Source organism: Alsobacter metallidurans (assembly GCF_014636935.1).
Lineage (GTDB): Bacteria > Pseudomonadota > Alphaproteobacteria > Rhizobiales > Beijerinckiaceae > Alsobacter > Alsobacter metallidurans.
The window spans coordinates 2,096,140-2,122,689 of record NZ_BMES01000001.1 but is presented as its reverse complement, the minus strand read 5'-3'; the positions used below and the strand labels follow the sequence as shown (position 1 = coordinate 2,122,689).

General features: G+C 68.4%; 25 protein-coding genes and 2 tRNA genes. 18 read left to right on the top strand and 9 right to left on the bottom strand.

The genetic code is table 11. The annotated features are described in order from the left end of the window. Positions 1-4 precede the first annotated feature (4 nt). Genes IEV99_RS09720 through IEV99_RS09675 form a run of 10 tightly spaced genes read left to right on the top strand, consistent with a single transcriptional unit; the run spans position 5 to position 9,675 of the window. The gene (locus tag IEV99_RS09720; protein ID WP_188517439.1) at positions 5-1,090 is read left to right on the top strand and encodes an SIS domain-containing protein; all 1,086 of its coding nucleotides are present in this window, start codon (positions 5-7) and stop codon (positions 1,088-1,090) included. Then, positions 1,087-1,983: a carbohydrate kinase family protein gene (locus tag IEV99_RS09715; protein WP_188517438.1), complete on the top strand. Its 897-nt coding sequence runs from the start codon at positions 1,087-1,089 to the stop codon at positions 1,981-1,983. Before IEV99_RS09720 ends, IEV99_RS09715 begins: the two co-directional genes overlap by 4 nt. Further along, positions 1,980-3,044, top strand: coding sequence for an ABC transporter ATP-binding protein (locus IEV99_RS09710; protein ID WP_188517437.1), 1,065 nt, complete (start codon positions 1,980-1,982; stop codon positions 3,042-3,044). Before IEV99_RS09715 ends, IEV99_RS09710 begins: the two co-directional genes overlap by 4 nt. Next, positions 3,034-3,963, top strand: a complete 930-nt coding sequence (locus tag IEV99_RS09705) for an ABC transporter permease (protein ID WP_188517436.1) — start codon at positions 3,034-3,036, stop codon at positions 3,961-3,963. The genes IEV99_RS09710 and IEV99_RS09705 overlap by 11 nt, the downstream gene beginning before the upstream one ends. Then, a complete protein-coding gene (locus IEV99_RS09700) occupies positions 3,960-4,775 on the top strand; it encodes an ABC transporter permease (RefSeq protein WP_188517435.1) in 816 nt (271 codons plus the stop codon). Before IEV99_RS09705 ends, IEV99_RS09700 begins: the two co-directional genes overlap by 4 nt. 30 nt (positions 4,776-4,805) lie before the next feature. Further along, entirely contained in the window at positions 4,806-5,906 is a 1,101-nt protein-coding gene (locus tag IEV99_RS09695; protein WP_188517434.1) for an SIS domain-containing protein, read from the top strand. A 4-nt stretch (positions 5,907-5,910) separates the two neighbouring features. Beyond that, on the top strand, positions 5,911-6,978 hold the full coding sequence (locus IEV99_RS09690) for a carbohydrate kinase family protein (RefSeq protein ID WP_210318636.1): 1,068 nt from the start codon (positions 5,911-5,913) through the stop codon (positions 6,976-6,978). A 2-nt stretch (positions 6,979-6,980) separates the two neighbouring features. Beyond that, a complete protein-coding gene (locus tag IEV99_RS09685) occupies positions 6,981-7,796 on the top strand; it encodes a BtpA/SgcQ family protein (RefSeq protein WP_188517433.1) in 816 nt (271 codons plus the stop codon). Continuing rightward, a complete protein-coding gene (locus IEV99_RS09680) occupies positions 7,793-8,779 on the top strand; it encodes a polysaccharide deacetylase family protein (RefSeq protein ID WP_188517432.1) in 987 nt (328 codons plus the stop codon). Before IEV99_RS09685 ends, IEV99_RS09680 begins: the two co-directional genes overlap by 4 nt. Continuing rightward, complete coding sequence (locus IEV99_RS09675; protein ID WP_188517431.1) at positions 8,776-9,675, top strand: polysaccharide deacetylase family protein; 900 nt, start codon at positions 8,776-8,778, stop codon at positions 9,673-9,675. Before IEV99_RS09680 ends, IEV99_RS09675 begins: the two co-directional genes overlap by 4 nt. Positions 9,676-9,680: 5 nt before the next feature. Here the strand turns inward: IEV99_RS09675 and IEV99_RS09670 are convergent, their stop codons facing one another. The 4 genes from IEV99_RS09670 to IEV99_RS09655 form a co-directional block, all read right to left on the bottom strand. Beyond that, positions 9,681-11,237, bottom strand: a complete 1,557-nt coding sequence (locus IEV99_RS09670) for an amidohydrolase family protein (RefSeq protein ID WP_188517430.1) — start codon at positions 11,235-11,237, stop codon at positions 9,681-9,683. A gap of 474 nt (positions 11,238-11,711) precedes the next feature. Then, positions 11,712-11,788: transfer RNA gene (locus IEV99_RS09665), tRNA-Arg, on the bottom strand. A gap of 23 nt (positions 11,789-11,811) precedes the next feature. Next, entirely contained in the window at positions 11,812-12,114 is a 303-nt protein-coding gene (locus tag IEV99_RS09660) for an ETC complex I subunit (RefSeq protein WP_188517429.1), read from the bottom strand. Between the two features lie 49 nt (positions 12,115-12,163). After that, positions 12,164-12,240: transfer RNA gene (locus IEV99_RS09655), tRNA-Pro, on the bottom strand. A 341-nt stretch (positions 12,241-12,581) separates the two neighbouring features. Between IEV99_RS09655 and IEV99_RS09650 the strand changes: the two genes are divergently transcribed. From IEV99_RS09650 to IEV99_RS09640, 3 genes are all read left to right on the top strand, one after another. Further along, complete coding sequence (locus IEV99_RS09650) at positions 12,582-12,743, top strand: hypothetical protein (RefSeq protein ID WP_188517428.1); 162 nt, start codon at positions 12,582-12,584, stop codon at positions 12,741-12,743. Between the two features lie 31 nt (positions 12,744-12,774). Next, positions 12,775-14,484: a sialidase family protein gene (locus IEV99_RS09645; protein WP_188517427.1), complete on the top strand. Its 1,710-nt coding sequence runs from the start codon at positions 12,775-12,777 to the stop codon at positions 14,482-14,484. 129 nt (positions 14,485-14,613) lie between these two features. Continuing rightward, positions 14,614-14,883: a hypothetical protein gene (locus IEV99_RS09640; RefSeq protein ID WP_188517426.1), complete on the top strand. Its 270-nt coding sequence runs from the start codon at positions 14,614-14,616 to the stop codon at positions 14,881-14,883. Between the two features lie 6 nt (positions 14,884-14,889). Here the strand turns inward: IEV99_RS09640 and IEV99_RS09635 are convergent, their stop codons facing one another. The 3 genes from IEV99_RS09635 to IEV99_RS09625 all read right to left on the bottom strand — a co-directional run bounded on the left by IEV99_RS09635 (position 14,890) and on the right by IEV99_RS09625 (position 17,672). Next, a complete protein-coding gene (locus IEV99_RS09635) occupies positions 14,890-16,191 on the bottom strand; it encodes a pilus assembly protein TadG-related protein (protein ID WP_244643721.1) in 1,302 nt (433 codons plus the stop codon). A 290-nt stretch (positions 16,192-16,481) separates the two neighbouring features. Then, entirely contained in the window at positions 16,482-16,949 is a 468-nt protein-coding gene (locus tag IEV99_RS09630; RefSeq protein ID WP_188517425.1) for a DUF192 domain-containing protein, read from the bottom strand. 111 nt (positions 16,950-17,060) lie between these two features. Continuing rightward, positions 17,061-17,672: a cold-shock protein gene (locus IEV99_RS09625; protein ID WP_188517424.1), complete on the bottom strand. Its 612-nt coding sequence runs from the start codon at positions 17,670-17,672 to the stop codon at positions 17,061-17,063. Between the two features lie 336 nt (positions 17,673-18,008). Here IEV99_RS09625 and IEV99_RS09620 point away from each other — a divergent pair, with 336 nt between their 5' ends. From IEV99_RS09620 to IEV99_RS09610, 3 genes are read left to right on the top strand one after another with little or no spacing between them, the layout of a single operon-like run. Continuing rightward, positions 18,009-18,500 (top strand): MarR family winged helix-turn-helix transcriptional regulator, encoded by a 492-nt coding sequence (locus IEV99_RS09620; RefSeq protein WP_188517423.1) that lies wholly within the window; start codon positions 18,009-18,011, stop codon positions 18,498-18,500. Next, entirely contained in the window at positions 18,497-19,684 is a 1,188-nt protein-coding gene (locus IEV99_RS09615; protein WP_188517422.1) for an HlyD family secretion protein, read from the top strand. The genes IEV99_RS09620 and IEV99_RS09615 overlap by 4 nt, the downstream gene beginning before the upstream one ends. Next, the gene (locus IEV99_RS09610; protein WP_188517421.1) at positions 19,684-21,246 is read left to right on the top strand and encodes a DHA2 family efflux MFS transporter permease subunit; all 1,563 of its coding nucleotides are present in this window, start codon (positions 19,684-19,686) and stop codon (positions 21,244-21,246) included. Before IEV99_RS09615 ends, IEV99_RS09610 begins: the two co-directional genes overlap by 1 nt. A 14-nt stretch (positions 21,247-21,260) precedes the next feature. Here the strand turns inward: IEV99_RS09610 and IEV99_RS09605 are convergent, their stop codons facing one another. Both IEV99_RS09605 and greA read right to left on the bottom strand, forming a co-directional pair. Continuing rightward, positions 21,261-21,956 (bottom strand): 4'-phosphopantetheinyl transferase family protein, encoded by a 696-nt coding sequence (locus IEV99_RS09605; RefSeq protein ID WP_188517420.1) that lies wholly within the window; start codon positions 21,954-21,956, stop codon positions 21,261-21,263. Between the two features lie 191 nt (positions 21,957-22,147). Next, positions 22,148-22,615 (bottom strand): transcription elongation factor GreA, encoded by a 468-nt coding sequence (gene greA / locus IEV99_RS09600; protein ID WP_188517419.1) that lies wholly within the window; start codon positions 22,613-22,615, stop codon positions 22,148-22,150. Between the two features lie 150 nt (positions 22,616-22,765). On the opposite strand from greA, the gene IEV99_RS09595 reads away from it, so the two are divergent. After that, positions 22,766-23,344 (top strand): HdeD family acid-resistance protein, encoded by a 579-nt coding sequence (locus IEV99_RS09595; protein WP_188517418.1) that lies wholly within the window; start codon positions 22,766-22,768, stop codon positions 23,342-23,344. A gap of 213 nt (positions 23,345-23,557) precedes the next feature. After that, positions 23,558-26,236 (top strand): pyruvate, phosphate dikinase, encoded by a 2,679-nt coding sequence (gene ppdK, locus IEV99_RS09590; protein ID WP_188517417.1) that lies wholly within the window; start codon positions 23,558-23,560, stop codon positions 26,234-26,236. Positions 26,237-26,550 lie beyond the last annotated feature (314 nt).

The following is a 26,550-nucleotide window of genomic DNA, read 5'->3' as shown; positions in this document are numbered from 1 at the left end:
GCTCATGAGCACGAACACATCGACGTCGCCCATGCGGCGCGACATGGAGCGGCAGCCGGAGGTCCTGGCGGATCTCTGGCGCCGGGCGGACGCTTTCCGGAGCGCCGACGCGGCGGTTCTCACGCCGGGCGTCGGCGGGCGCATCTTCGTGTGCGGCTGCGGCGACGGCTTGTTCGCCGCGCAGGCGGCGACCGGCTACGCCGAGTCGCTCGGCCTCGATTGGCGGGCCGTGGGCCCGCTCGACCTGATGCTGGCTGCGCCGGACCTGCGCGACGGCGATCGCGTCATCTCAATCTCCATGTCCGGCAACGTCGACCGCACCGTTGAGGCCGCGCACGCCATCCAGGAGCGTGGCGCGCCCCTGCTCGCGCTCGTAAACGGCGACGGCAGCCGCCTGGGCGCCATCGCGACCCGCAAGATCTCGCTCGAGCTCGCCGACGTCGCGCCCTTCCTGTGCGGCACGGCCTCCTACACGGCCACCATCCTGGCGCTGATGCTGCTCGCCCAGGGCGCCGCCGGGCGCGCGGAGAGCCTCGACGTCGACCGCGTCGGCGAGGCGATCAGCGCAGCCCTGCGGGCGGCCGACGCCGTTGCGCCGATGCTCTCGGCTCCCACGGGCATCCGGTTCCTGGCCGCCGGCGCGGAGCGCGGCACGGCCCGCTACGCGGCGGCGAAATGCGTCGAGCTCACCCGCATTCCCGCCTGGTCGGCGGATCTTGAGGAGTTCGCCCACAGTCAGTACTGGACAATGCCGGCGACGGACCTCGTCGTGATGATCGCCAACCAGCCCGCCATCGCGCGCTACGCCAACCTGAATTGCGAGGCGCTGCGCGACATGAACGTGGTTACGCTCGCGATCGACACGCCCGAGGCTCCCATTGCGAACGCGACGCACCGGGTCACCGTCCCGGCCGTGCCGCCCGCGCTCGCGCCGCTCGCGATGGCGGCCCCCGTGCAGGCGTTGGCGGCCGCGCTGGCGCGTATGACGGGGCTGGATCCCGACACGCGCCTCCATTTGAAGAACGACACGCTGCGCTTCCGCGTCAGCCGGCTGCTCACGCGCCGTTCCCTGCTGGGGACCGGGCAATGACGCGCCGCCGGGCCGTGCTGGTCGTCGGCTATCTCTCGATCGACACGATCGAGACGCCGGCAGGCCGCTTCGGTCCCGTTCCGGGCGGTGCGGCGCTCTACGCCGCGCTCGGCGCGCTGGCGGCCGAAGCCGTCACGCCTTGCGTGGCCGCAGCAGTGGGCGACGACTACCCGGCTGCATGGCTGGAGGCGCTCGCCGCAAAGGGCGTCGACCTGGCGCGCGTCGAACGCCGGCCCGGCCCGTCGCGAACCGCGCGCATAACACACGCGCAGGACGGCGCGCGGGCCTCTCCGCACCACCGCGACCCGCAGTGGTGGGCCCGAACGGTCGCGCTTGCGCCCACCATCCCGGCCGACGCCGGCTCGTTTGGCGCCATCGCGGCCTGTCCCATGCCGGTCGAGCGTCTTGAAGCGCTTCTGGATGCGGCCGGCGATGCTCGGGTGCTGGTCGACACCAGTGAGGCGTTCGCGGGCGCGGACACGGCGCGGTTTCTGGCGTTGGCGCCCCGCATGAGCGTGCTGGCGGCGAGCCGCGAGGAAACGCGGCTGCTGCTTCCCGACAGCGACGACGAGGACGCCGTGATCCAGCTCGCCTCCCTGGGCTGTTGCGTCCTGCAAAAGCGCGGGCGTGAGGGAGCGGCCGCCGCCATGGCGGGCTCCAGCCGCCTCACGCAATTCGGCGCGCCCACGGGCGTCGAGGCGCTGGACCCGACCGGAGCCGGCGACGCCGTGCTGGGCGCGATGGCGGCCGGGCTCGCCGGCGGGTCGCCCTTTCTTGACCTCATCGAAGGCGCGATGCGGGTCGGCGGGCGGGCGGTGTCGGGCCGGGGGCCTGCGGGCCTCGGCCTCGACCTTTCCCCCACGGTCGCGCAAAGCCTGGCGGAGACAGCATGAGCCACCTCGTGATCGACAACGTGTCCAAGAGCTTCGGCGAGTTGCCGGTGCTGCGCGGCTGCAGCCTTTCTGTCGAAAAGGGCTCGGTGCTGACCCTGCTCGGGCCCTCCGGGTGCGGCAAGACCACCCTGCTGCGCACCATCGCGGGCTTCATTACACCTGACGCCGGCCGGATCGTCGTGCAGGGCAACGACATCTCCGACATGCCGCCGAACCGCCGCGAGGTCGGCTACGTCTTCCAGAACTACGCGCTGTTTCCCCACCTCACGATCGCGGCCAACGTCGCCTATGGGCTGAAGGTGCGCCGCACCTCCCGGGCGGAGGTAGCGCGCCGCGTCGAGGATGCGCTGCGGCTGGTCGACCTCTCGACCTTTGCAGACCGCTACCCGGCGCAGCTCTCCGGCGGGCAGCAGCAGCGCGTGGCGATCGCGCGCTCGCTCGTGCTGGAGCCGTCCGTGCTGTTGCTCGACGAGCCGTTCAACGCGCTTGACGCGCGCCTGCGGCTCACCATGCAGATCGAGCTGCGCAAGCTCATCCAGCGTGTCGGCATCACGTCGATCTTCGTCACGCATGACCAGATGGAGGCGATGACCCTCTCCGACACGGTGGCGGTGATGCACAAGGGCGTGGTCGAGCAGTTCGGTTCGCCGCTCGACATCTACGATCGCCCGCGCACGGCCTATGTGGCGAACTTCATCGGCCGGGCCAACGTCATCCCGGGCGAGGTGGCGAACGGACACTTCGACGATCCCGCCCGGATCGCCACGCAGGCGCCGGCGGGGCCGGCCGTGCTGGTGGTGCGGCCCGAGAACGTCACCGTCGAGCCTGCAACGGCCGGGGACGCGGCGCCCGGCTGGCCGGGCACGGTCACCTTCACGACCGCGCTGGGCCCCACGGTGGAATACGAGATCGATTGCGGCTGGCCCGAGCCGCTGCGCGCCATCGCGCCGCGCAGCCCGGGACGGCCGCAGGCGGGACCGGGCGATCGCGTGGTGGCCCGCATCGCGGACCCGGCCGCCGCCGTGGTGCTGCGGCGACAGGATGGCGCGCATGTCCACTGAGGCTCTTCGGCCGCCGCCGTCCCGGCCCTTGTCGCCCCGCCGCGGCGCGTGGATGCGGCCCCTGGTCGGCGGCGGCCTTTGGCCCGCCGTGCCGGCCGTCGCCTATCTCCTGGTCTTTATGGTGCTGCCGATCGGCACCTTGCTGCTGTTCGGCTTCGTCACCATCGAGCGCGGCCGGATCGTGGGCGACAGCTTTACGCTGGAGCCGATGCTGCGCGCCTTGTCGGACCCGCTGGTGTGGCGGCTGATGTGGCGCAGCTTCTGGGTGGCGGCGGCCTCCACGGTGCTCTGCCTCCTCCTCGCCTACCCGGTCGCCTTCGCGTATGGGTCGCTGCGCGGCGTGTGGCGCACGTTGCTGCTGGTCGCGATCGTGTCGCCGCTTTTGACCAGCGCGCTGGTGCGCACCTACGCGTGGCTGGTCATTCTTGGCGGCAGGCGCGGCATTCTCAACCAATCGCTGATCTGGCTCGGCGTGATCGACGAGCCGTTGCGCATCCTCAACACCGACTGGGCGGTGCTGATCGGCATGACGCAGATCCACCTGCCCTTCATGATTTTGCCCCTGCTCGCGGTGCTGAGCGAGCGCGACCGGCGGCTCGAGGAAGCGTCGCTGAACCTGGGCGCGAGCCGCACCGCCACCTTCTTCAAGGTGATCGTGCCGATGAGCATCCCGGCAATTTTCGCCGGGCTGGCGCTGGTGTTCGCGGTTTCCTACACGAACTTCATTATCCCGCAGCTGCTGGGCGGCGGGAACTACTCGACGCTGGCCGTGCAGGTCTACGAGCAAACCATCGTGGTGCTCGACTGGACGCGCGGGGCCGTGCTGGCCACGCTGCTGCTCTCGACCTGCTTCTTGTTCGTGCTCGCGATCGTGAGCCTGGGGTCGCGGCTCAGCCGCTGGAACGAGGTGCGGCGATGAGGCTGGCTTCCGGAGTTGTCTGGGCCGACCGGATCGGCATGGCGGCGCTCGCCATCGTGACAGGCTTCTCGATCCTGCTGCTGGTCGCGCCGAGCCTAATCGTGCTCGCGGTGTCGATCGAGCCGCGCGGCTATATCAGCTTCCCGCCCTCGGGGTTCTCGCTGCGCTGGTACGAGGCCGTGTTCGCGAACCGGCAACTCACCGACTCGGTGCTGGTCAGCCTTCGCGTGGCCTTCAGCGTCATGCTGGTCTGCCTGGCTCTGGGTGTGCCGGCCGCCTTTGCGAGCGTGCGCGGCGCATTTGCGGGCAAGGGCGCGCTAAACGCCTTTTTGCTGTCGCCCCAGATGATGCCCGGAATGGTGATCGGCATCGCGAGCCTGTTTTTCGGCGCCTATTTCGCCTTCCGGGCATCGGACGCCATGCTGATCCTCAGCCTTTCGGTGTTCTGCCTGCCCTTCGTGATCCGCATCGCGATGGCGCGGCTCGCGGGACTCGACCCGCGTCTCGACGAGGCCAGCGCCAATCTGGGCGCGGGCAAACTGGAGACCTTCGCGCGCGTCACCGTTCCGCAGCTCGCGCCGGCGTTGCTGGCGGCCGGCGCCTTCACGTTCATCGAGGCGTTCGACAATGTCACGGTGGCGCTGTTCACCTCCGATGTGCGCGCCCGGCCGCTGCCGGTGGAGCTTTACTATCTCGTGCAATTCGACAGCTCCCCGGTGATCGCCGCGATCTCGTCGCTGGAGATCGGCCTCTCCTTTCTGGCCATGCTGCTGATCGCCCGCACGGTCGGCCTGGACCGGCTCGGCCGCTGATCCCCCCGCATTTGCCATGGATGCCGCTCTATGACCCCTGAACAAACCGCCCGCGCCAACGCCCTCACGGCGGAGCCGTCGCGCGACGCAGCCGGCGATCCCGCCCGGCTCGCGCGCGTCGAGCGCACGCGGACCGAGATGATGGCGCAGGGCAGCGCGATCGCGCGGACGCTGGCGGCGGAAGCGCCAGCCATCGAGCGCCTGGCCGCGGCCTTGCGCGAACGCGGCGTCGCCCGCGTGGTCGTGGCCGGCTGCGGCGACAGCTGGCATGTGGGCGCCGGCGTGCGCCACGCGTTCGAGAGCCTGCTTGGCATCCCCCTGGAAGCCGCGCAGGCGCTGGACTACGCCAGCTACGGCGTGGCCGCCGCGGACGCGCGCACGCTTGTGATCGGCATCAGCGCCAGCGGAACCACGCCAGTGATCATGGACGCGCTGGAGCGGGCCCGGATGCGCGGCGCCTTCACGCTCGGCGTTTCGAACACGCCCGGCAGCGCGCTGCTCACCGCGTTCGACGACGGCCTCGTGGTGCACGCCACCCGCTCCGGCTGGCCGACCCAGTCCAGCACCGCCACGATGGCGCTCCTGATGCGGCTCGCCCAGCGCTGGGCGGACACGCCCGAGGCAGAACGGTTCGGCGCGGATCTGGACGCGATCGCGAGCCGGCTGGATGGGCTCGCGATCGCGCTCGACGCGCCCGTGGCCGCCCTTGCGACGACCGTCGCGGATGCGCCGCTGGTGCTGTTCGCCGGTCTGGGCCCGAACATGGCGACCGCGTGCTTCGGCGCCGCCAAGGTCAAGGAGCTCTCCCCGGTCCACGCCATTGCGACGCCGCTGGAGGAGTACCACCACTACCGCTCGCAGAAAGCGGGCGAGCCGCTGGTCCTGGTCGCGACGGACGCGGCGAGCCTCGAGCGGGCGTTGGACACCGCGCTGGTCAGCCGCAAGGTCGGCGGGCGGTTGATCGCGATCCTCGCGCTCGCCCACGCCGCAATCGAGGAGCTGGCGTTCGGCGTCGTCCAGGTTCCGGCCGTGCGGCCGGAGCTCGCGGCCCTTCCGGCCGGTATCCCGATGCACCTCTTCGCCTATCATTTCGCCAAGCAGCGCGACGCGCTGGGGCTAGGGGCGGCCTGACGCCATGGTGCAGTGCTTCACGGCGGGCGGAATCATCATCGACAACGTGGCGGCGGCCGATGGCCGGGTCCGCCGCGGCCAGATGGGCGGCAACGCGATCTATTCGGCCGCGGGCGCGCGCCTGTGGGTCGACGCTGTCGGCGTGGTGGGCGTCGTTCCGCGCAACTACCCCGCCCGCTGGCTGGACGCGGCCCGGGCGGCCGGCCTCGATCTCGACGGCGTCCACGAGGCCGACGAGGAGGTGTTCTCCTCCGAATGGTTCTTCTACAAGCCCGACGGCGCCAGAACCGACCATCTCCACGCCGACGAGGGCGCGTTCGAGCGCTTCGGCCTCGCGGGGGATCGCATCAGCGCGGCGGACGCCGCCCGGTTCATGGCTTGGATGCGGGCCCAGCCCGATCCACCCGCTGGCTTCGGCGCGTTCCGGCGGCGCAATCCCGTGCTTCCCGCGCAAGTGCCGGCCGCCTATGCGGCGGCTTTCGGCGCGCATCTCGGCGCCAACCTGCCGGACGCACAACGCCGGATGGCGGAGGATCTCACCGGGCGAGGCCTTGTCGTCACGCTCGATCCCGGCTCAAACGCCGCCGCGATGGCGCCCGACGTCGCGCAGGGCCGCCTGCCCCCCATGGCGGCGTTCCTGCCGAGCGAAACGGAAGCCGCCGCGCTGGTGGGCCCTCTGGCGCCCGAAATCGCCGCAGCGCGGCTTGTCGCCTCCGGGGCTCCTCTCGTGGCGCTCAAGCTCGGGAGCCGGGGCGCGTTGCTGGCCGGGCGCGACCTGCCAAGGCCCGTCGCGATCCCGGTCGCGCCCGTGCGGGCGATCGATCCCACCGGCGCGGGAGACGCGTTCTGCGGCGGCTTCCTGGCCGGGCTCGTCCGAACCCACGATCCGGTCGCGGCGGCCTGCCTCGGCGCAGTGTCGGCCTCCTTCGCGGTGGAGGATTTCGGGCCCTGGCGCCTGCTCGGCGCCGACCGGCGCGAGGCCCGCGCGCGACTGCTGGCGCTCGCCGCCCGCCTGCCACACGATGCGGCCGCAACGGCCGCTCCCGCCATCCAGCAACTGCTTCGAGATTGATGATGAGCCACACGACCTCCGCCCGCTTCCTGCAGGGCCCCGCCCCGGCCATCGTGGCGGCGCTGCATCTGCCGGACCTTTCGGTCGCCCGCGGCCTCTCGATGGCGTTTCTGGAGGATTACGCGCTCACCAACGCCCGAGTCTTCGCGGAAGCGGGCGTGCCCGCCATGATGCTGCAGGACCAGACCCGGCAGGTCGGCCCGGCCGCCCCCGCCACGATCGCGGTGACGGCGGCGCTGGGTCGCCAGATCCGCAAGGCGTTTCCCGCCATAGAGCTCGGCATCATCGTGCAGGCGCACGACGCTGAGGCCCCGCTCGCGATCGCGCATGCGGCCGACGCCAGTTTCGTCCGGCTGAAGGTGTTCGTCGCCGCCGCGATGACCATGGAGGGGCCCAAAACCGCGCTCGCCATTCCGGCCCGCACCTATCGGCACGCCCTGCGGAGAGACGACATCGCGATCCTGGCCGACGTCTATGACCGCACCAGCGAACCCATGATCGCCGCGCCCGTGGAGGAGGCCGCCAGGGCGGCGGCCAATTTCGGCGCCGACGGCCTCGTGCTCACGGGCGCGACCTTCGCGGACAGCCTCGACCGGGTGCGCCGGACCCGGGCGGCGGGCGTCCGTCGCCCCCTCCTGATTGGCGGCAGCGTCACGGACGGGAACGTCGCCGATGCGCTGGCGGTGGCCGACGGCGCGGTGGTGTCGACCTCGCTGATGCTGGACGGTTCGCACGAGGGCAACCTGCTGCGCTGGGACGCCGACAAGACGCGCCGGTTCATGGATCAGGTGCGGTCGCTCGCGGCGAAGCGGTCATGAGCGGGCCTGGAAACTCTCCGGCGGGCGAACGCGGCCTCGCCCATGATCGGGATTTCGCCGGCTACCGGGCGGGCGGGCCATCGGTGCGCTGGCCCGGGGACGCCCGGCTCGCGGTTTCGGTGGTGGTCAACATCGAGGAAGGCGCGGAGCTTTCGCTCGGCATGGGCGACGAGCGCAACGAGTTCATCTACGAGGCGGTCGAGAAGGTCGAAGGCGCCCGCGACCTGTGCATGGAGAGCCACTTCGAATACGGCGTGCGCGCCGGCTGGCCGCGCATCCGCGCGCTGCTGAAGCGCTACGGCGTCGCCGCCACGCTGAACGCCAACGGCCGGGCGCTGGAGATCTCGCCGTGGATCGCCCGGGAGGCTGTCGCGGACGGCCACGAGGTGTCCTCGCATGGCTACCGTTGGGAGCGGCAGGTCCATATGGACGAGGCCGCCGAGCGCCGCGTGATCCTGCGCGCCGCCAAGGCGATCGAGGCCGCCGCCGGGGCGCCGCCGGTGGGCTGGCACACCCGCTCGGCCACCTCGGTGAACACCCGCCGACTGCTGATCGAACATGGCGGGTTCCTGTACGATTCAAATGCCTACAACGACGACGTTCCCTTTCTGGTGGAGCAGGATGGCAGGCGGCACGTAGTGCTGCCCTACGCCTTCGACACCAACGACATGCGTTTCTACAACGGCGGCGGCTTCGTGTTCGCGGACGACTTCGCCCGCTACTGCATCGACGCCTTCGAGCGGCTCTACGCCGAGGGAGCGGACGCTCCGCGCATGCTGTCGATCGGGCTGCACCTGCGCATCATCGGCCGGCCGGCCCGCATCGGCGGGCTGGAGCGCCTGCTGGAGCACATGGCCGCCAGGCCCGGCGTGTGGTTCGCCCGCCGCGACGCGATCGCCAAAGCCTGGCTCGCCGGCCTCGGCGAGCCGCCCTGGGCGCCGCGGCCCACGCCCGCCGGTTTCGCCGCCGGGGAGCAGCCATGACGCGCGACCTTCTTGGCTATGGCGGCCGCTGGCCCGACGTGACGTGGCCGGGCGGCAAGCGCCTCGCCGTGTCGGTGGTGGTAAATTTCGAGGAAGGCTCGGAGCATCAGGTCGGCGACGGAGACGCCCGGTCGGAGCCCATGGGCGAGGTCATGAGCGTGGTGCCGGCCGGCGTGCGCGACCAGGGCCAGGAGCAGATCTTCGCCTACGGGATGCGGGCCGGCGTCTGGCGAATGCTGGACGCGCTGGACGCCCACGCAATCCCGGCCACGTTCTTCGCCTGCGGCCAAGCCGTGGAGCGCTCGCCCCAGGTCGCCGCCGAGGCGGCCCGGAGAGGCCACGAGTTCGCCGTGCATGGCTGGCGCTGGCGCCCGCACGCCGACTACTCGGACAGGGAGACCGAGGCGCGGGACCTCGACCGCTGCGTCGACGCCATCCTGTCCGCCACGGGCCAGCAGCCGGTCGGATTCTTCTGCCGCGGCGGCGAGAGCCCGTGGACGCGAGATCTGCTGCGCGAGCGCGGCTTTGCGTACACGTCCAACGGGTTCGACGACGACCTGCCCTACTGGGACCGCAACGGCTCCCTGCCCCTGCTGGTGACGCCCTATTCGCTCGATGCGAACGACATGAAGTTCTTTCATCCCAACGGCTTCGTGCGGTCGCGCGAGATGGCGGAGTATGTGGCGGACGCCCTTTCGGTGCTGATCGCCGAGGCCGAACGCGGCCTGCCGCGCCTCCTCAACATCGGGTTCCACCTGCGCATCGCCGGGCGGCCCGGCCGTTTCCCGGCTTTTCGCGACACGCTGGCGCTGCTCGCCCGGCACAAGGACGCGCTCTGGCTGGCGCAGCGCCGCGACATCGCGGCCGCCTTTGCGGCGCAGGTTCCGCCAGCCTAGCCGCCTCAGAACCGCCCGCTGGTGCGGTAGTGCGGCTCATCGCCGAGCCCGTCCAGGTATCCGTCGTAGAAGCGCCGGACATGCGGCATGGCCTCGCGGGCGAGAACCCGGCGGGCCTCCTCGGCCGGCGTCAGCGGCGCTGCGAGCCGGGCCGCGATCTCGGCCAAGGCGGCGTCGCGGTTGACACGGGTGAACCGGCGGTCCTGATACACGAAATCGCCGCCGATTATCACCGAATGCACCGCGCCGCTCTTGGCCCGCTGCACCAGCGTCTCGACAAGGCCGAGATCGGCCGACTGGTAGGGGTAGGTCACGGCCTTCCAGTCGAACAGTACGAGATCGGCCGCCATGCCGGGCTCCAGCCGGCCGATCGACCCCGCGAAAGGCGTTGTCCCAGCGCCGTGCTCGGTCGCCATGCGCATCACGGTGGCGGGCGACGGATGCGGCGCGTCGATGCCCGGCTCGCGATGCGTGCGCAGCACCATGCGCATCTCCTGCAGCATGTCGCGGTCGTCGTTGACGCCCGCCTCGTCGATGCCGATCGCGACCGGAACGCCCTCGGCCAGGAAGCGGTTCACGGGCGCGACGCCGCTCTTGAGGCGGAAATTCGAGCTGCAGTTGTGGCAGATCCGCGTGCCCGATTGGGCGCAGAGCGCAATGTCGTCCTCGGTCATCCAGACGCCGTGGCCAAGCGTCATCTGGGGGCCCAGCAGGCCCAGCCGCTCCAGATGGCGCACAGCGGAGCCGCCGGTGCGACGCCGCGCATAGGCCTTCTGGTAAGGCGTCTCCAGGAGATGCATGTGCAGCGGCACGCCGTGGCGCCGCGCGAGATCGCCGGCCGCCTCCAGCGCGTTCTCGCTGAGCCAATGGAGATTGGACGGCGCGACCTGCACCCGGATCAGCGGATCGTCCGCGTAGCGCCGCAGCAGCTCCTCGGACACCGCAATCTGGTCCGCGAGCGGCACGGTGAAACGGGTGAAGTAATCCCGCATGGCGGGCTTCAGGTCGTCCGGCAGCCGCGCCACGAAATCCGCGTCGTCCTCGTAGACGAGGCGGTTCTGGTCGCGCAGCGCCATCGAATATGTCGCTCGCATGCCGATGGCCCTGTAGGCCGAGATCACCTTCTCGGCCGCCGCCACGATGTCGCGGGGCGTTCCGGGAGCGCGGCTGTGGAGATGCTGCACCGTGGTGACGCCGCTCGCGATCATCTCGAAGGCCGAGTAGAGCGTGTCCAGCGTGAGGTCGACGTCACGGAGCGCCAGCCGGCTCGCGAACCAGAGCTCCAGCGGGTGATCCGCCGAGCCCAGTTGCAGCGGCGTCAGCCCGACATGGTGGTGCGCGTTGACGAAGCCGGGCGTGATCACGAAGCCGTCGCCGCCATGCATGGCGGCGCCGGGGTAGCGCGCCGCCATTTCGGCCGCAGGCCCAATCGCCTGAATCATGCCGCCCTGCACCACGACGGCGGCGTCCGCCTCGATCCGCGGTTGATCGTCCTTGTCGAAACCCCGGATGATCTGGGCGGCTCTGACGATGCTGGGCGAGAGGGCGGAATCGGGGGACATGGAAATCCTGGACAGGCGATGCAGCGAGGCCGCCATAGTGGCAGGCGCAGGCTGGGCTCGCCACCCGATCCAGCATTGGTGAACCCATGCGCGAGCCAGATGCCGCGAGTGCTCTTTGCACGTATTGGTGTTTGCCCGCGCCGGCTCACCGACGCTTGAGACCGCCCGGCCTATGACGGCGGCGTAGCGGGAGATGATCCTGAATAGGCCGGATCAACATCGATCTGCTCCGGGGCTGAACCCCGATGATCGGCGCCAAGGTCGTTAGCCCGACGATCCTAAACCTCGCGTCCAGTCGCGTGACGACAGCGCCCTGCCTCGGAGTTCAGCCCGACGTATTGGCCAGACCTCGGCTGACCAAAGCTCACGCGCCACTTCGGCGTAGACTCAGGCGCGGCTCTGTTGCGTCAAGCCACCAACCCGCAGCACAGCGGTCGCCTGACCCACCGGGATCCTGAGGCCTCGAGAAGAGATTGGCGACCCCGGCAGGATTCGAACCTGCGACCTCGGACTTAGAAGGTCCTTGCTCTATCCATCTGAGCTACGGGGCCGGAACGGCCGGGGTGGGCCGGCGTCAGTGGGTCCACTGGCCGACGCGGTTGAACTTGAAGTTGTCCGCATAGGCGATCTGCCGGCGCTTGGGCTCGTGCGGCTCTTCGACCGTGGCCGCGATGCCGTTGCGCTGCGCGTAGGCGAGCGCGTCTTCCTTGGTGTCGAACCAGAGCTTCACCTGCTGGCGGGTGTCGCCCGAGCTGGTCCAGCCCATCAGCGGATCGATGTCCTTCGCCTCGCGCTCGAACTCGAGCAGCCAGCGGGTGTACTTGGCCGTGCCGGACTGCATGGCGGTCTTGGCGGGACGATAGATCCTGGCGGACATGGCTGCTCGCTGCTCGTTGATCCGGGACTCGGAACCGGTGCTCGCCGCATGGTCGGGGCAGCAGGATTCGAACCTGCGACCTGAAGTACCCAAAACTTCCGCGCTACCAGGCTGCGCTATACCCCGGCGTGGCGAGCCACGTTGGATCGTCTACGTTTTTTAGATCCTCCCCGCAAGGGCGGAGTCGGCCGGTACGAATGAGCATCCGCCGCCTGCGCGGTTGAACGGAGATTTTGGCTTCGTTCCGAGGCGCAGGGCGTAACGGAACGTGTTCAGCTTCACATTCGGGATCTCCGGGCTCGGTTAGTCTTGCAATGCAGCCAGGCTTCTACTGACGGCAGAGCTTCCGTCTGCCAGAGCGCCGATCATTGGCGCGCCGCCTCCGGGTTATGGACGCCGTTGAGAGAGCCGCCAGAGACTCATACCCCGCCGGGCTGCCGGGCGGGGACTCCCGACGAGGTGTCGCGATGGACTGGTTCGAGCAGTTATTCGGCGTGTCTCCCGACGGGGGCTCCGGCGCAACCGAGGCGCTCTATACGGCGGCCGCAGCCGCCCTGGTTGTCGCAATTGTCGCCAGGCGTCGGCTTGTCGCCTGGACGCGGAAGTCGCGCGGCCGCAGCCAGCACTAGGCGCCCGCTCTCTCACCACAGGAGGCGTGAGATGCATTTCACCTTGCCGGACTTCGCGAATCCAAAAGGGCCAGGTCTGTATGTGGGGCTGGAGGTCCAGGTCAGCCACAGCACCGCCAGCCAGTCACGGAGCGAATCTGATCTTGCGGTGAACCCCCGCAACCCAAGCAATCTGGTCGGCGCATCGAAGCGGTTCGACGAACCGCAGAAGTACCACTTCCACCTCAGCCCATTCTACAGCTTGGACGGAGGCGAGACGTGGGGCGAAAGCACGTTGCCCATGCTGCCGGGCTGGCAAGGCATGACGGACCCGGCGGTGACCTTCGACGCGAACGGCGCAGCCTACCTGCTTGGTGAGCCCCTGTCTTATGGCCAGGATCTGACAGGACTCGGGATGGTGGTCTACCGCTCAGGCGATGGCGGCCAAACGTGGAGCAACCCCGTTCAACTGACCACCAGCGATCGTGACGACAAGCAGTGGATGGCCGCCGATGACAGGCCGGAAAGCCCGTTCCACGGCAATGTCTACGCAGTGTGGGGCGCGAACCAGAATTGCGGATTTGCGCGGTCCACTGACGGCGGGCTTACATGGCGCGGGCCAGGCGCGCAGAAAGCTGCCGGGCATCTCGACTTTTCCGTTTACGCGCCTGCGATCGTCACCGACTCGAATGGCTGGATCCACATCTTCGACATCAGTCCGGCCAGCAAATCCAGCGTCCGACACCTGCGCTCGAAAGATGGCGGCGCGACCTTTGAAAAGCCGGTGGTGGTCGCCGACGTGCAGGGCTTGGAGGGTCTTTCGACATCAGTGGGCGGCTTCCCGATTCTGCCAAACGGGCATTTTCGCGTGCGCACCATGGTCACGGCCGCGGTCGGCTCAGGCGGAACGCTCGTCATCGCCTGGCCGGAACTCCGGGACGGCGTCAGCCGGATCTTCTACAGAGTGTCGCGCGACGGCGGCCAGACCTGGGAAGGCCCGACAAGCGGTTCTCCTCTCATTCCGTCTGGCGTGCTGCCCGGCCAGCACTGCTTCATGCCCCAGCTCGCCGCGACCCCGAGCGGCACGGTCGGGTGCGCATTCTATGCCTTCGGGCAAGAATTCGGGGCCGGCCCTTATCTGCTCAACCTCTATCTGTCTGCCTCCTACGATGACGCCGGGACCTTCCCTCATCGGCGACGGGTGACAAAGCACGGCTGGAACCCGGACGTGAACGCGCCCTGGTCGCATGGCGACCGGAACCTGCTGTTCATTGGCGACTATTTCGGGCTCGCGGCGACCGACGAAGTCTTCGTTCCGTTCTGGACCGATACGCGGACCGGCGTCCAAGAGATTTTCTGCGCCCAGGTGCTGACGACCGAGCCGAGCTACATCGACGTCTGGGTGCCGGACGAGTGGCCCCTGGTGTTTCGCGGCGTGGCCGAGGATGGCGGCGGCCTCGTGATCGTCGGCGGAAAGATCGTGCGCGTTCCGCCCCGTTCGCCTGTTTTGGGCGTGCTTGAGGCGGTCTCGGTCATTGAGGGAGCCAGCGCATTCTCGAGCGGCAACGCGGATCTTGTTCGGCGGGCGGGCGCGGCCGAATTGCTTGCGCGCGCAGAGGCGCTCCACCTGAACAGCCTTGGCGCGAACGCTCCTGTCCAGAACAGCGCCCCCCCGGCGAGACCCGCGCAACGGGTGCAAACCAAGCGGTCGGCCAGCAAGGCAATTGAAACGCGCCAAAGGAAAGGCGCAGGATCGTCGTGAGCCGTTCATTGCCGATGCCAGCCCTGCGGCCGCGTTTGTTTGGCCGCCTCGGCCAGGAAAACAACTTATACGAGTAACTTGATTGCAATCTCTTCGCACCATGCTCCCTCCCGCCAACGGAGGTGCGGCGTGCCGGCGGTCGAGAGAACACATCAGTGCTTCAGCTGCGGCCGGATGGTCCCGCACGGCAAGGCGGTTCGCTACACCGTGCAGGTCGAGGCTGAGGACGACAACAAGCCCAAGCGCATGATGCTGGTGTTCAAGCGGGTCAAGAAGCTGACGCGCTACGCCTGCGGCGACTGTTACGTGTCGCGCACGATCCGGGACCTGCTCGCCAAGCTGCCGGACGTCGCGCTTGTGGTCGCGGCGCTGTCCGGCATCTTGTATTTCCTTCGATAGCGCCGCCTAGTTGGTGAGCCGCACCGAATAGACCGCCTGCTTGAACAACGCCGTCATCGCCTCCGAGATGCCCTGCGAGGGGCTGACCTCGAAGTAGAGGCCCGGCGAGGCGCAATTGGCCATCTTGCTGCTGATCGTCCCGACGAAGGGCTTGATCCAGGTGTTGTACCAGCTGTTGGTCGGCAGCGGTAGGTAGGTGGTGTAGAGCACCGCCACCTTGACGCCGCGGTTCTTGAGCGCCGAGCACAGGGCCAGGTTGATCGGCTGCTGGCAGCGCGAGCCTGACAGGGGCTGCGAGCAGGTGGTCTTGTTGTTTTCGTCGGCTACGCCGTCCGACACAAAGAACACCACCTTCTGCCGCGAGGTTTCGGACTGGCCATCGCCCGGCGACGGCACGGCGGCGTTCAGGGCCGTCAGCACCTTGGTGAAGTCGGTGTCCTGGTCGTTGTTGTAGGACGAATCCGGCACCGTCATCAGGTCGATCGCGCCGGCGGCGGCCTTCACGCTGGAGAGCGAGCCGCTGAGCGGCGCCACCGTGGTGAGGCCGGCCGTGGTGGCGGACGCGCCGAACGAATACACGCCCGCACGGAACTGGTTCGACACAGTGGCGGTGGACGCCATGGTGTCCATGAGCTGCTGCGTGGCCATGCGCAGCACGTCGATGCGCATCGTCACGCCGAGCTTCTTGGCGAGGTTGTAGTAGTTGTTGGCGTTGGACAGGTCGTGGCACGCGAAGGCGCATTTGTCGGAGGTGTTGTTGACCATCTTGGTTACGTCCGCGGGAGTCGCGCCAACGCCCATGGAGGGCGTGTTGTCCAGCAGGAGGTAGAAATCCATGTAGGGCGACCGGCCCAGCGTCGCGCTGGCCGTGCCGGAGACGCCCAGGCTGGTCACCCCTACGACCTGCGGCAGCGAGGTCGCTGTCTGCCCGTTATAGGTGACCACCGCCGAGCGGCTCAGTCCGCTGTCGGTGACCTTGATGGAGGCGCTCGAGATGGTGACGCGCTTCAGCTCGGCGACGCCGGCGTTGAACGACCTCAGGCCGTAGAGCTCCGCCTCCGCGGCGGTTCCGGTGGAGTGCCCGGCCGCCGCGAGCGCGGCCGCGTCGGCCACCGCTCCAAGCTTCGTGCGCGAGATCGCGGCGGTCTGCAGATCGACGACCGCCCCGACCGACACCAGCAAGGGAAGCAGCGTCACGGCGAACATCGGCCCGACTGCGCCGTCCGCATTACGGATATACTCGCGTGTTTTACGGATCGAGTTCGATAAAACTGTCGAATACATCTGCACCACCTGCCGTATCAGCATGTCGTGCAGCAATGTGCCTTGATATCGCAGCTAAGAAAACCTTAAGCTGCCGGCGTCCTGATTGTCCCGCTAATGGTTGGGTAACAGATTGCGCGAAAATAACGCGCTAAAATTGCATAGCTACCATTCTGCAGCTTCCGCCTGTCGTGCAGGGAAATCGAAAGGCGGTCGGGAACAAGCTGCAATGCGGCGCGTTGAGCACTCGCAAATCGGAATTGCCCCCCTCCGATGGCAGCCTAAGAGCCCTGCGGTGTCAGCTCCCGCGGGGCTCTTTGCATTTTCAGGCCCCCTCAGGGCTTTGCGCCGAACAAGGCGTGCTGGACCTTGTCGCCGGGCTTCACACCGAGCTTGGCGGCGACGCCCGCATTGATCTCAAGCACGCCGAACACGGGTTCGCCCGAGGAGATCGTCCGGGTCGAATGCGGCTCGGTGTTCTCGGCGATGCGCGCGATGGAGCCGTCGCGGCGGATGAACACCATGTCGAGCGGGATGAAGGTGTCCTTCATCCACATCATTACGGGCTGCTGCTCCTTGAAGTCGAACAGCATGCCGCGGGACTCGGGCATGTAGCGGCGGAACATCAGCCCCTTGGCGCGCTCCTCGTCGGTGCGCATCACCTCCACCTCAAAGGTGCGTGGGCCGCCGGCCGTGTTGATCACGAGCTTCTCGAGCGCCGAGTCGGCCATGGCTGGCCTTGGCGACGCCGCCAGCGCGGCCAGGAAGAGCAAAAAAGCGACGACGGGAGACTTGAACGACATGGGCACCTCGCGAGGGCCGGATGCTGCCTCCGCGGGTGCGGCGGGTCAATGGAGCGGTTTGCTCAGCTCGCCCGAACGATCACAGAAGTTCTCTCAGCCAACCCAATCCTCTTAATGCGAGGACGGGGCCTGCCCGCTGGTGGCCAGCAGCCGCACTTCGGCCGCCATGAGGCCTTTCGGCCCGTCGCCGAACCGCACCATCACGGTTTCGCCGGGGCGCAGCTCGGTGATGCCGTAGCGGCGCAGGGTTTCCATGTGGACGAAGATGTCGGGCGTGCCGTCGCCGCGCGAGACGAAGCCGAAGCCGCGCAGCCGGTTGAACCACTTCACGATCACGGGTTCGAGCCCGCTGGTGGGCGTCACCGACACATGCGTGCGGGCCGGCGGCAGCTGCGAGGGGTGCGGCGCCGTGGAGGTGTCCATCGAGAGAATGCGGAAGGCCTGGTAACCCCGGGCGCGGCGCTGCGCCTCGCAGACGATGCGCGCCCCCTCGTAGGCCACCTGGAACCCGTCGCGACGCAGGCAAGTCGCATGGAGCAGAACGTCCGGCATGCCGCTGTCCGGAACGATGAAGCCGTAGCCCTTGGCGACATCGAACCATTTGATCACGCCCGACACCTCGATCAGGTCGACGGGCGCGTCTTCCGATCCATGCTCACGGGCGTGGCGGTCCACGTGATCGGACCCGTCCAGCTGGTACTTGGGTACAAATTCGTCCGACATCGGGAAACACCAATCCGAGCGGTTGATAAGGAGCCGAACACACAGGGCGACAAAGTTTCGGCCGCCTGATTCTCTTTCTTCAGCATAGCACCGGGACGCCCGCGCAAAACATCCAAATCAGGACAGCGCAAGGCTCTCGCGTGCTCTTCACAGTCTTTTTCCGAACAGATTCTACCCCGCTCAACTTGAGGTTGTCGTGCTCAGAATTCAGCCGCGAACAACCTGCGACAACGACGCACGCAGGACGTGCAGAAAACCTTCAGCCCCCTCTGGACTCTCAGCCATGCCTCCTTATTTTAAGCTCACTTATGATGAGCCTGGAGCGCATGAGCGCCGATGCCGAACACACCCTCTCCCCGCCGTGAACTGGGCTTCCTGATCTCGGACGCCGCACGGCTGCTGCGCACCTACACGGACCAGCGGGCGCGCGAGTTCGGGGCCACCCGTGCGCAGTGGGCCGTGTTGAACCGCCTTCAGCGGCGCCAGGGGCTCAGCCAGAACGAACTGGCCTGCATCCTGGACGTTCAGCCCATCACGCTCACCCGCTTGGTCGACCGCCTCTGCGACGACGGGCTCGTGGAGCGCCGCCCGGACGAGACCGACCGGCGTGTGAAACGCCTGTTTCTCACCGAGAAGGCCTACCCGGTGCTCGATTCCCTCGGCCATGTCGGGGCCGAGATCATGAACGTGGCCCTCGAGGGGCTCGACGACGCCACTATTGCGGCGCTCGTCGGCCATCTCGGCCGCGTGAAGGACAACCTCAAGGAGCGCCTCCAGAACGGCGCTCCGGATCAGACGAACCTCGCGGACCTGAAAACCGGATCATGACCCAGCAAGCCCCCTCCCCCTCAGCCACAGCCACCCAGGACGTCGCCCAGGGCGCCGAGCTGTCCGACGCCTCGGCGGCTGCGCCGCAAGCTCAAGCCGCGCCCCCGCCGCGCAAGCGCCGCGGCCTTCGTTTTGCGCTGTTCTTCATCATCCCGGCCATCGCGGCCGTGGGCGGCGGCTACGCCTACCTGCATGGCGGACGCTTCATCACCACCGACAACGCCTATGTGGGCGCACAGAAGGTGCTGGTGACGCCGGAGGTTTCCGGCAAGGTCGCCAGGATCCTCGTCGAGGAAGGCCAGCGGCTTTCGCCCGGCGACGAGTTGTTCGAGATCGACCAGACCTCCTACCGCATCGCCGTGCAGGAGGCGCAGGCGCATCTCGGCAAGGTGTCGACAGACTTCGACACGCTCAAAGCCTCGGCCAAGAGCCTCGAATCGCAGCTGCAGCTCGCCCGCCAGACCCTCCAGCTGCGCCAGGCCGATTACGGCCGCAAGCAGGACCTGCTGGCCAGCCGCGCCGGCTCCCGGGCCGAGCTCGAGAATTCCGAAATCACGGTCGCGGCGGCGCGTTCGCAGGTCGAGATGCTGCAACAGCAGCAGGCCACCGCGCTGTCGCAGCTGAACGGCGATCCTAACCTGCCGATCGAGGGCTTCGCGCCCTGGATGGAGGCCAAGGCCGCGCTCGACCGGGCGCAGCGAAACCTCTCGCTCACGGTGCTGCGCGCGCCCATCGCGGGCGTCGCCACGCAGGTGTCGAGCATCCAGATGGGCCGCTACCTGGATTCGGGTGCGCCCGTGTTCAGCATCGTGGCGGACGACAAGCCCTGGGTGGACGCGAACCCCAAGGAGACCGACCTCACTTACGTGCAGGCCGGCCAGGCGGCCGAGATCACCGTCGACGCCTATCCGGATCGCGTGTGGCGCGGCCATGTGGGCTCCATCAGCCCCGGCACTGGCGCGCAGTTCGCGATCCTGCCGCCGCAGAACGCCAGCGGCAACTGGGTGAAAGTGGTGCAGCGCGTTCCCGTCCGCATCGAGTTCGACGCCGGGCAGGACGTCGCGGCCCTGCGCGCCGGCATGAGCACCAACGTGTCGATCGATACGAAGCGCCAGCGTAGCCTGGCGGGCCTGCTGGGCCTCTCGGGCGCGGTCGCGAGCCCGAAGAGCGCGAGCGCCAACTGATGTCGGCCGCGGCTCTGTCGATGCCGGCCGCGCCGGCGCAACGCAGCGCCGGCGCCAAGCGGGTGCTGCTCACCGTCTGCGTGATGATGGCCACCATCATGCAGGCGCTGGACACCACCATCGCCAACGTCGCCCTCCCCTACATGCAGGGCGGGCTCGGCACCACGCAGGACCAGGTCAACTGGGTCCTCACCTCCTATATCGTGGCGGCCGCCATCATGACGTCGCCGCTGGGCTGGATGTCGGCGCGCTTCGGCCGCAAGCGGCTCTTCATCGTCTGCACGGCCGGTTTCACGCTGGCCTCCATGCTGTGCGGCGCGGCGCAGACCATCGAGCAGATGGTGCTGTTCCGGCTACTGCAGGGCGTGTTCGGCGCCGCGCTGGTGCCGCTCTCGCAGTCCGTGATGCTGGACGCCTACCCGGTCGAGCAGCGTGGCTCCGCCATGGCGATCTGGGGCATGGGGGTGATGCTGGGCCCCATCATGGGCCCGACGCTCGGCGGCTGGCTCACCGAGACCTATAGCTGGCGCTGGGTGTTTTTCGTCAACCTGCCCTTCGGCGTCGTCACGGTGCTCGGCCTGTCCGCCATCATGGACGAGACGCCGTCCAAGAAGGGGCTGTCCTTCGACTGGCTGGGCTTTATCGCGCTGTCGGTCGGAATCGGGTCGCTGCAGCTCATGCTGGACCGCGGCGAGCAAGTTGGCTGGTTCGATTCGAGCGAGATCGTCGCCGAACTCGTGATCGCGCTGGCCGGGTTCTACTTCTTCCTGTCGCACGCCTGCACGTCCGAGCGGTCCTTTATCCCGCTGCACATCTTCAAGGATCGCAACTTCGCGGTTGGCGTCGTGTTCATGTTCATCGTCGGCATCATCCTGCTCGCCACCATGGCGCTGGTGACGCCCTACATCCAGAACGTCCTCGGCTACCCGGTGCTGACATCCGGGCTGCTGCTCGGCACGCGCGGCATCGGCACCCTTGTGGCCATGATGGTGGTGGGGCGGCTGCTGCGCTTCGTGGATCCGCGCATCCTGGTGTTCTTCGGGCTCTCGGCCTCCACCTGGGCGCTGTATGCGATGATCAGCTTCTCGCCCAACACGTCGGCGGCGCACATCAACTTCGTCAACATCATCCAGGGCCTGGGGCTCGGCTTCGTGTTCGTGCCGCTGAACACCGTCGCGTTCGCGACCTTGCCGGCGGAATTGCGCACGGACGGCACGGCGCTCTGGACGTTGATCCGGAACATCGGCAGCTCCATCGGCATTTCGATCGTGATCGCCGAGCTCACCAGCAAGACGACGCAGTTCCGCAGCCAGCTCGTGGAACACATCACGCCGTTCAACGACGCGCTGAAGATGCCGGACGTGAAGGCCGTGATGGATTGGACCACCGAGGGCGGCCGCGCCATGCTGGACCAGCTCGTGACCCAGCAGGCGGCCGTAATCGCCTATTCGAATGACTTCAAGCTGATGATGTTCATCAGCCTGTCAGCCTTCCCGCTGCTGCTGCTGATCAAGAAGACCGCGAAGCCGCAGGGCCAGGCCGAAGCGCATGTGATGGACTGAGTGGCGACCGGCCTTCAGACCTCCAGCAGCGTGGTGTTTCCCACCTCGCTGTTCCAGAACGCGACCGCCATGGGCGGCCAACCCGGGCGCTCGACGGCCCGCACGGCGAACCAGCCCCCGTAGCCCGGCAGGGTTGCGCGGCCGGCCTCCGCCCCGAAGCCGACCGCAAGGGCGCGCGGCTCCACCGAAAAGCCCGATCCGGCGGCTTTCAGGATGGCCTCCTTTCGGGTCCAGAGGCTCAGGAAGGCTTTGTCACGCTCCGGCCCGGGAACCGCCCGGAAGGCCGCCAGCTCTTCGGGCGTCATCACAACCTCGGCCACCGCCTCGCGCTCCGGCGGCGCAGTCGGCTCGATGTCGAGGCCGATCTCGGCGCCCCGGGTCAGCGCCAGGGCGACGTGCTCGTCAGAGTGGGTCAGGTTGAAGGCGAGGTCGCCGGGGGCTTCCAGCGCAGGCTTGTCATGCCGTCCAAGCGTGAGGCCGATCGTTTCCGGCGCCTCGCCCAGCACGGCCGCGAGCGCGGCGCGCAACAGCGAACGGCCGGCCACGAAGGTCTCGGCCGTGCGCGGATGCGTTAGATGGCGCAGCCGTTCGCGCTCGACGGCGCTCAGCCGCTCCTCTCCGTCCCGCCACTCGTCGATGCGCGCCACCAGGACGAGCGCGTCTCCCGCCTGCGGAACAACGCTGGGAAAGTCTGGCGGAAGATTTCGCATGGCTGCGGCGTTGTCCGGTGCGTTCAGGCGCCAGCCTAATCGTCCCCTCCCGTCATTGCGAGCGAAGCGAAGCAATCCAGCTGACGCCGGGCCAAAAGGCGCAGCCTTTCGCCCGGCGCGTGGATTGCTTCGTCGCTGCGCTCCTCGCAATGACGTCGAGGCGACGCAAGCATCACGGGAGGATTCGCCCCTCACCCGATCGCGATGATCTCGGCCTCGCCGTGCCCGGCTTCCACCGTGTCGCCGACGCTCTTGCCCAGGAGCGCCTGGGCGAGCGGGGCTACGTGCGGAAGCGTGCCATGGGCGGGGTCCGCCTCGTCCTCGCCGACGATGCGCCAGGTCTGCTTGCGTCCGTCGTCGCGCTCGATTGTGACCGTGGCGCCGAAATGGACGGTTTGCGCGTCGGCGGAGGGCTGGACGACCTCGGCGTTGGAAAGCCGATGCTGCCAGTAGCGCAGGTCGCGCGCCGTGCGGGCCACCGTGGGCCGGTCTCCGGCCGCTTGCGCGTCGCCGTGCTCGCGGCGCAGGCGCTCCACCGTTTCCTCGATGGCGCGCAGCCCCTCGGGCGTGACGAGGTTAGGGTGCGGGCTGACGGGCCGGTCCGGCAGGTCCTCGAAGGCTTCGCCCCCGTCCTGCTCCTTCACGAAGGCGCGGCTCATGAGCTTGCGTCCCTTTCTACGTGCGGGCCGGAACGGTTCCGGCGCAAATGCGCCGCCGCCGGCCGCCCAAGACAATGGACCTTAGGCGCACTGCGTTCCACCGCTTTAGGTTGTATCATCGCGCTGCACCCACCAACCCGGGAGTGAGCCATGACCACAGCAACCGACCACCCGCCGCCCGCAGGCTCCAGCCTCGGGGGCGGTCTCAGAGCGCTTCGCGGACGCTGGGGCTGGATCGTCGCCATGGGGGTGCTGCTCAGCCTCTGCGGCCTGGTCGCGCTCGGCAGCGTCGTGCTCGCCACCGCGGTGAGCGTCACCATCGTGGGCTTCATGATGGTGCTCAGCGGCGCGATCGAGATGGCGCACGGGTTTGCGTCCAAGAGCTGGGGCCGCTTCGCGCTCTGGGTGCTGCTCGGCGCGCTGTACGCGCTCGCGGGCGTTTTCGCGATCATGAACCCGCTGCTGGCCGCCACCGTGCTGACGCTGATGCTCGGCGCGGGCCTCGTGGCCTCCGGGGCGGTGCGCATCGTGCTCGCGTTCCAGATGCGCGAGGGCTCGCCTTGGGTCTGGGTGGCGCTTTCGGGCCTTGTCACGCTGCTCCTGGGCGCGATGATCCTGATGCAGTGGCCGGCATCCAGCCTGTTCGTGCTGGGCATCTTCCTAGGCATCGACCTCATCTTCGCCGGAACGAGCTGGATCGCGATGGGGCTCGCGCTGCGTCGGTTTTGACGGACCGCTGGCATACAAGATACACAGGCGTGGAACGAAGAGCGGCGCTCGGCGTTTCGGTGCGGGCGTTTTCCCGCCCCGCTTCCGCCACGGCGCTGCTGCGAGCCTAGCCTTAAGGGTGAGCCGGCTGCGATTGCCTTTTGGTCGGCGCTGCGCAAATGAAAGTCGTGCCTCTCCCGCCGTCGCGGGAGATCGCAACAAAGGATGGGGCTAATGACGAAGTGGGTGTACACCTTCGGTGACGGCAAGGCCGAGGGCCAGGCCGGCATGCGCGAGCTTCTGGGCGGCAAGGGCGCCAATCTCGCCGAGATGAGCAATCTCGGCCTGCCGGTGCCTCCGGGCTTCACCATCTCGACCGAGGTCTGCACCTACTACTACGCCCACGGCCAGTCCTATCCGGACGACCTCGCCGGGCAGATCGAGGCGGCGCTGGCCGATGTCGGCGCCATCGCGGGCAAGACCTTCGGCGATCCAGCCAATCCGCTGCTCGTTTCCGTGCGCTCCGGCGCCCGCGCCTCCATGCCGGGCATGATGGACACGGTGCTCAACCTCGGCCTCAACGACGTCACCGTGGAGGCCATCGCGCAGAGTTCGGGCGACGCCCGCTTCGCGTATGACAGCTACCGCCGCTTCATCCAAATGTACTCAGACGTGGTGCTCGAGGTCGGCCACCACCACTTCGAGGACATCCTCGAGGAGTACAAGGATCTCCGCGCCTACACGCTCGACACCGACCTCTCGGCCGACGACTGGAAGACCATCGTGGCCCGCTACAAGGAGACCGTGCAGGCCGAGCTCGGCCGGCCGTTCCCGCAGGATCCCAAGGACCAGCTCTGGGGCGCGATCGGCGCCGTCTTCGGCTCCTGGATGAACCCGCGCGCCAACAAGTACCGCGAGCTCAACGGCATCCCGGCGAGCTGGGGCACGGCCGTGAACGTCCAGGCCATGGTGTTCGGCAATCTCGGCGAGACTTCGGCCACCGGCGTGGCCTTCACGCGCAATCCCTCCACGGGCGAAAAGGAGCTCTATGGCGAGTTCCTGATCAACGCCCAGGGCGAGGACGTCGTGGCCGGCATCCGCACCCCGCAGGACATCACCGAGCAGGCCCGCAAGGCCGCCGGCTCGGACCGCCCGTCTCTCGAAGTCGCCATGCCGGAAGCCTACGCGGAGTTCATCCGCATCTGCGGCCTGCTGGAAAAGCACTACCGCGACGTCCAGGACGTCGAGTTCACCATCGAGCGCGGCAAGCTCTGGATGCTGCAGACCCGCAACGGCAAGCGCACCGCCAAGGCGGCGCTGAAGATCGCGGTGGAGCTCGCCGCCGAGGGCCTGATCACGCAGGAAGAGGCCGTGGCCCGCATCGAGCCGCAGTCGCTCGACCAGCTGCTCCATCCCACCATCGATCCCAAGGCCGAGCGCAAGGTGCTCGCCACCGGGCTCCCGGCTTCGCCCGGCGCGGCCGGCGGCGAGATCGTGTTCGATTCGGACGAAGCCGAGGCCGCCAAGGCCGCCGGCCGCAAGGTCATCCTGGTGCGCATCGAGACAAGCCCTGAGGACATCCACGGCATGCACGCCGCCGAGGGCATCCTCACCACCCGCGGCGGCATGACCTCGCACGCCGCCGTGGTGGCGCGCGGCATGGGCAAGCCCTGCGTCTCCGGCGCGGGCGGCCTGCGGGTCGACTACGCCGCCCAGACCATGACGGCCTCGGGCGTCACCCTGAAAAAGGGCGAGTGGATCACCATCGACGGCACGACCGGCCAGGTGATGCAGGGCGAGATCAAGATGCTGGAGCCCGAGCTGTCGGGCGAGTTCGGCACGCTCATGGGCTGGGCCGACAAGGTTCGCCGCATGAAGATCCGCGCCAACGCCGAGACGCCGCTGGACGCCCGCACGGCGCGCCAGTTCGGCGCCGAGGGCATCGGCCTGTCGCGCACCGAGCACATGTTCTTCGAGGGCGAGCGCATCGTTGCGGTGCGGGAGATGATCCTGGCTGACGACGAGGCGGGCCGCCGCCACGCGCTGGCCAAGCTCCTGCCCATGCAGCGCGCCGACTTCGTCGAGCTCTTCACCATCATGAGCGGCCTGCCGGTCACGATCCGGCTCCTCGACCCGCCGCTGCACGAGTTCCTGCCGCACACCGACGCGGAGGTCGCCGAAGTGGCGGCCGCCATGGGCGCGTCCGAGGAGAAGCTCAAGCGCCGCGCCGCCGAGCTGCACGAGTTCAACCCGATGCTCGGCTTCCGCGGTTGCCGCTTGGCGATCGCCTATCCGGAAATCGCCGAGATGCAGGCCCGCGCCATCTTCGAGGCCGCCGTGGAGGCCGCGAAGTCCACCGGCCAGCCTGTGATCCCGGAGGTGATGGTCCCGCTCGTGATGGGCCGTCCGGAGTTCGACATCGTCCGCGAGCGCATCCTCGCGATGGCGGCCGCGGTTGAAAAGGAGACGGGCGCCAAGCTGGAATTCCAGGTCGGCACCATGATCGAGCTGCCGCGCGCCTGCCTGAAAGCCGACGAGATCGCCGAAACGGCCGAGTTCTTCTCCTTCGGCACCAATGACCTGACCCAGACCGGCCTCGGCATCTCGCGCGACGACGCCGCAAGCTTCCTCGGCCCGTACACGGCCAAGGGCATCCTGCCGTCCGACCCGTTCGTGACGCTGGACATCGAGGGCGTTGGCGAGCTGGTGAAGATCGGCGTGGAGCGCGGCCGCAAGGTCCGCCCCAACATCAAGCTCGGCATCTGCGGCGAGCATGGCGGCGACCCGGCCTCCATCGCGTTTTGCGAACAGGTCGGCCTCGACTACGTGTCCTGCTCGCCCTACCGCGTCCCCATCGCCCGCCTCGCGGCGGCGCAGGCCGCGCTGGGCGTCAAGGCCGCCAGCAGCGCGTAGACGCTCCACGTCGACGAGCAATACGGGAGGTCGGCCACTGGGTTCGCCCGAAAACCGCCCGTCCCGTCATTGCGAGCGCAGCGAAACAATCCAGATGCTGGGCGCGCACTGCCGCTTCCACGCAGCCCTGCCCCACTTACTGGATTGCTTCGCCTTCTCGGCTCGCAATGACGGCAGGTGGGCCCATGGGGCTCGTCCTAAACAGCCCTCCCCGTCATTGCGAGCGCAGCGAAGCAATCCAGGGGCTGGGGCGGGGCGAGCCATAAAAGTTGTTGCTGCAACCGTTGGTCGGTTCACCCGCCCAACCGGCAGCC